The following is a 6,052-nucleotide window of genomic DNA, read 5'->3' on the forward strand; positions in this document are numbered from 1 at the left end:
GCCCACCGAGCCGGAAGAAGTCGTCGTCCACCCCGACCGACTCCAGCCCCAGCACCTCCGCGAACACCCCGCACAGGATCTCCTCCTGCACAGTCCCCGGGGCACGGCCGGCGCCGGTCGCATACTCCGGCTCCGGGAGGGCCCGCCGGTCCAGCTTCCCGTTCGCGGTCAGGGGCAGCTCGTCCAGACCCACGAACGCGGCGGGAACCATGTACTCCGGCAGCCGGGACGCCACCAGCTCCCGCAGCCCTTCCACGTCCTGCACCGCCGGGACGACATAGGCCACGAGGGCCTCGTCCCGGGCGATCACGGCCGCCTGGTCGACGTCCGGGTGAGTGAGGAGGACGGTCTCGATCTCGCCCGGCTCGACCCGGAAACCGCGCACCTTGACCTGCTGATCCGCACGCCCCGCGAACACCAACTGCCCATCAGACGTCCACCGCGCCAGGTCACCCGTCCGATACATCCGCCGCCCGGCATCGAACGGCGACGCCACGAACCGCTCACCCGTCAGCCCCGGACGATTCACATACCCCCGCGCCAACCCGGCACCAGCCACATACAACTCACCGGCCACACCGGCAGGGACCGGCTCAAGCGCGTCATCGAGAACGTACAACCGGGTGTTCGCGATCGGACGCCCGAAAGGCACCGGACCCGCACGGCCGGCATCCACCGTCTCCGCCGCCACCATCACCGTCGCCTCGGTCGGCCCATAGGTGTTCACCAGCCGCCGACCCACCGACCACTCCCCCGCCACCGCCCCACTGATCGCCTCAGCACCGACAAGCAACGTCTCCACACCACCCAGATCGGCAGGCTCCAGCACACCGAGCAGCGACGGCACCACACTGGCGGCCGTCACGCCCTCCAGCTCCGCCAACCGCCGAGGCTCCGCCCGCTGCTCCTCACTCGCGATCCACAGCGAGGACCCCGACGACAGCGCCACCGCCACATCCAGCACCGACGCATCGAAACTGAACGACGCGAACTGCAACACACCCACACCCGGACCCGCACCCATCACCGACCCGAACACCGACACCAGATTCGCCAGCGAACCATGGGAGACCGCCACACCCTTCGGCGTCCCCGTCGACCCGGACGTATAGATCACATACGCCAGATCGCCGACCACACCCGGCGCCTCCGCCGACTCCCCCGGCTGATCCAGATCCTCCACACCCAGGACCAGCGACACCCCCGCATCCGCGAGCATGAACCCAACCCGCTCATCGGGAAGCTGCGAATCGATCGGCAGATACGCCGCCCCCGCCTTCCACACCCCCAGAATCCCGACGATCATCTCCGCACCACGCGGCAACCGCAGCCCCACCACCGACTCCGGCCCAACCCCCCGACCCCGCAGATACTGCGCGAGTCGATTCGCCGCCGCATCCAACTCCCCATACGACAGCTCCACACCCCCACACACCACCGCAACCCCACCCGGATCAGCCGCAGCCCACCCCTCGAACAGCTCCACCACCGTCAGGTCGGGACGCTCAGCGGCCGTGTCGTTCCACTCCCGCAGCAGCCGGTCCCGCTCGGGGGCGTCCAGGACCGGCACGCGGTCGAGGGGCAGGGTGGAGTCGTTGGTCAGGGCGTCGAGCAGATTCCGTGTCGTCGTCGCGAGCAGCCGTCCGACCACGGTCGCGTCGATCGGGGCGACGGCCTCCACGGTGAAGCTGATGAGGTCCGGGCCGAGGTCGTTGACCGCGATGGTCAGCGGGTAGTTGGTGCCGTCCCGGCGGGAGACCTGCTGGATGCCGGGGAGGGATCCCTGCCGGTCGTTGACTGTGGTGTGGTCGGCGTGGCGGTAGTTGAAGAGCGCGGTGAAGAGGGGGGTGTTGCCCGCGATCCCGCTGGCCTGCTGGGCGACCGCCAGCGGCGCGTGCTCGTGCTCCAGCAGCGCGGCGAGGTCGTCCCGCATCCGTTCCACGGCGGCCCGTACGCCGATCCGGCTGGTCCGGGCCCGTACCGGGAGGGTGTTGATGAACGGGCCCAGTACCCGGTCGGCGCCCTCCCCGGCGTTCATCCGCCCGAACAGTACCGTCCCGAAGACGACATCGTCCCGCCCGGACAGCACCGCCAGCACCCGTGACCACACCACGTGCAGCACCGTCGCCGGACTCACACCCAACGCCTGTGCCGTCGCGCGGAGTTGGGTGACCTGGTCGCGGGGCATCTCGACCAGCTCGGTGGCCATGCCGCTGCCGTCGCCGCGCACGTCCAGGACGCCGAAGGGCGCGGTCGGCTCGGTCACATCACCCAGCAGCCCCGCGAAGAACCGCTCATGCTCCGCCCGCGCGACCCGACGCGTCTGCGCCACGAAATTACGGAACGGCAACGCCGGCGCCAGCTCGTCCGCCCGACCCGACAGCACCGCCCGCAACTCCCGCAGCAGCACATCCATGCCCAGGTGATCCTGCAACATGTGATGCATCCGCACCGCCGCCAGCCACCGGCCACCACCACCCGGCACCTCCGCCACATGCAGATCCATCAGCGGAGCCCGACCCAGATCCATCACCGAGCCCACCACCGCCAGCAGCGCATCAGCGGGGTCGGCGTGCTGTTCGGTGTCGATCCGGTGTTCCCGGACTGCCAGCGCCGCGCTCCGCCAGACCACCTGGACCGGCTCCCGCAGGCCCTCCCACACCACGCCGGTCCGGTAGATGTCATGCCGGTCCACCACCTGCTGGAGCGCCCGCGCGAACTCGTCCAGCCTGGGCCGCGAGGCGAACTCGACGACCCGGACGGTGACATAGACATCCGCACCGTCGGCCGCCATGAGATGGTGGAAGAGGAGGCCCTCCTGCAAGGGGGCCAGCGGGTACACATCGGCGATGTTCGGCGCGCCGCCGTCGACGGAGGCCACGATCTGGTCGATCTCGGCCTGGTCCAGTTCCACCAGCGGCAGCATCTGCGGTGTGATGCGCTCCGCGTCCGCCGGGATCAGGTTCTCCGGCACCTCCGCCGCCACGGCCCCGGCCGCCCGCGCCAGCCCCGCCGGGGTCGGGGACTCGAACAGCGCCCGCACCGACACCGACACGCCCCGGGCCCGCAACCGCTCCACCAGCGATACCGCGAGCAGTGAGTGGCCGCCCAGGCGGAAGAAGTTGTCCTCCACCCCGACCGACTCCAGCCCGAGCACCTCGGCGAACACCGCGCACAGGATCTCCTCCTGCACGGTCGCCGGGGCCCGACCGGCGCCGGCCGCGTACTCCGGCGCGGGGAGCGCCTTGCGGTCCAGCTTCCCGTTGGCGGTCAGCGGCAGCTCGTCCAGACCCACGAACGCCGCCGGGACCATGTACTCGGGCAGCCGGGAGGCCACCAGCTCCCGCAGCCCCTCCACGCCCTGTCCGCCCGGCACGACATACGCCACCAGGACATCGCCACGGGCGACCACGGCGGCCTGAGTGACCTCCGGGTGCGACAGCAGCACACTCTCGATCTCACCCGGCTCGATCCGGAAGCCGCGCACCTTGACCTGGTCATCGGCACGGCCCCCGAACACCAACTGCCCGTCCGCCGTCCAGCGCGCCAGGTCCCCGGTCCGGTACATGCGCCGCCCGGCCTCGAAGGGAGAGGCGACAAACCGCTCCCCGGTCAGCCCGGGACGGTTCACGTACCCCCGCGCCAGCCCGGCGCCCGACACATACAGCTCACCCGTCACCCCGACCGGCACCGGGTCAAGGCCCTCGTCCAGCACATGGACCCGCGTGTTGGCCATCGGGGCGCCGATGGTCGGCTCGTCGCCGGGGGCGAGGGGCTCGGACATCGAGGCACACACCGTCACCTCCGTCGGGCCGTACGCGTTCACCAGACGGCGACCCGGAGCCCACCGCTCCACCAGCCCCGCGTCCAGCGCCTCACCGGCCGACACCAGCGTCCGCACCGACCCCAGGTCACCGGTGCCCAGGGCACCCAGCACCGCCGGGGGCAGCGTCACATGGGTCACCCCATGACGCGCCACCAATTCCGACAACCCGGCGCCCGGAACCACCTCGTCCCGGGACCCCACCACCAACACCCCACCGGCACACAGCGTCACCCACACCTCGGACACCGCCGCGTCGAAGCCGACCGACGCGAACTGGAGCACCCGGGCCGTCTCGTCCACCGCGAACCGCTCGCCCTGAGCCGACACCAGGTTCACCAGCCCGGCGTGCGAGACCGCGACACCCTTCGGCACTCCCGTCGAACCCGATGTGTAGATCACATACGCCAGATCACCGGCAACACCCGGAGTCTCCTCCGGCACCTCCCCCACCTGGTCCAGATCGCCCGACCCGAGAACAAGAGCAACCCCCGCATCCGCGAGCATGAACTCAATCCGCTCTGCGGGCAGTTGCGTGTCGATGGGGAGATAGGCGGCGCCCGCCTTCCACACGCCCAGCATCCCGGTGACCAGCTCCGCGCCGGGCGGCAGCCGCAGCCCCACCACCGACTCCGGCCCAACCCCCCGCCCCCGCAGATACTGCGCCACCCGATTCGCCGCCGCATCCAACTCCCCATACGACAGCTCCGCATCCCCGCTCACCACCGCCACCGCGTCCGGGGCGGCCGCGGCACGCCGCTCGAACAGGTCCACCACCGAGACGTCCGGGATCTCCGCCATCGTGTCGTTCCAGGCGCCGAGGATGCGGTCGCGTTCGGCGGCATCCACCACGGTCACCGCACGGAGGGGGATCTCGGGGCTCTCGGTCACCGTCGCCAGCACCCGGGTGAACCATCCCGTGAGCCGTTCGGCGGTGGTTCGCTCGAAGAGGTCCGTGGAGGCGACCAGCACGCCTCGCAGCCCGCCCGGACGGCCCTCGGCGTCGAAGGTCTCCGCCAACGACACATCGAGGTCGAACCGCACCACCGACGACGAACCCTCCAGCGGCAGGCTCCCGGCCTCCACTTCGGGCAGTTCCAGCGCCGCGCGGTCGACGTTCTGCACCGCCAGCATGACCTGGAAGAGGGGGTGGCGGGCGAGGGAGCGCTCAGGGGCAAGCTCCTCCACCAGGCGCTCGAAGGGCACGTCCTGGTGGGCCAGCGCGCCGAGGCTCGCCTCCCGCACCCGCCCCAGCACCTCACGGAACTCCGGATCCCCGGACAGATCCGTCCGGATCACCAGCGTATTGACGAAGAACCCGACCAGATCGTCCAGCGCCTCATCCGTACGCCCCGCCACCGCCGAACCGACCGGAATGTCCGTACCGGCCCCGAGCCGCGACAGGGTCACCGCGAGCGCGGCCTGCAACACCATGAAGGCCGTCACGCCCTCGGCCCGCGCCAGCTCCACCAGCCGCTGGTGCACCTCGGCAGGTACCCGCACCGGCACGACATGACCCCGATGGCTCACCACCGCGGGACGTGGGCGGTCCGTCGGCAGGACGAGTTCCTCGGGGACCCCGGCCAGGGTGCGCCGCCAGTACTCCACCTGCGTGTGCAGCAGACTCTCCGGGTCGGTCTCCTCACCCAGCAACTCCCGCTGCCAGAGCGCGTAGTCGGCGTACTGCACCGGCAGCGGCGCGAACACCGGCGCCTCATCGCGCAGGCGGGCGGCATACGCCGTGGACAGATCGCGCCCCAGCGGTGCCGTCGACCATCCGTCACCCGCGATGTGGTGCACCACCAGCACCAGAACCTGTTCGCCCGAAGCGGCCTGGAACAGTGACGCCCGGATCGGAATCTCCGAGGACAGGTCGAACGCGTACCGCGAGGCTGCCAGGGCCGCATCCGCGAGTCCAGCGGGCTCCACCTGGCTGACCTGGAGTTCCCAGTCGAGGTCTTCCGGGTCGAGGATCCGCTGGTACGGCTCCCCGTCGACGGCCGGGAACACCGTCCGCAGCGACTCATGCCGCCCGATCACATCCCGCAGCGCGGTGTTCAGCACGGCGGCATCGACACCCGTCAGGCGGATCGGCACCGGGAGGTTGTAGGTGGGGGACGGCCCTTCGAGCTGGCCCAGGAACCACAACCGCCGCTGAGCGAAGGACAACGGGACCCGCTCCGGACGCCCCGCAACCACCCGCAGAGCCGTACGGGCCCGGCCGGTGCC

1 protein-coding gene is annotated in these 6,052 nt (G+C 71.0%); it reads right to left on the reverse strand.

What is annotated here, in order from left to right; translation table 11 throughout:
- A partial coding sequence (locus AB0O01_RS36425) for an amino acid adenylation domain-containing protein (RefSeq protein ID WP_365320414.1) occupies positions 1-5,992 on the reverse strand: 5,992 nt, incomplete at its 3' end.
- Positions 5,993-6,052: the final 60 nt, after the last annotated feature.

Origin of the sequence: Streptomyces sp. NPDC093252 (assembly GCF_040683675.1) — a bacterium.
Classification (GTDB): domain Bacteria; phylum Actinomycetota; class Actinomycetes; order Streptomycetales; family Streptomycetaceae; genus Streptomyces.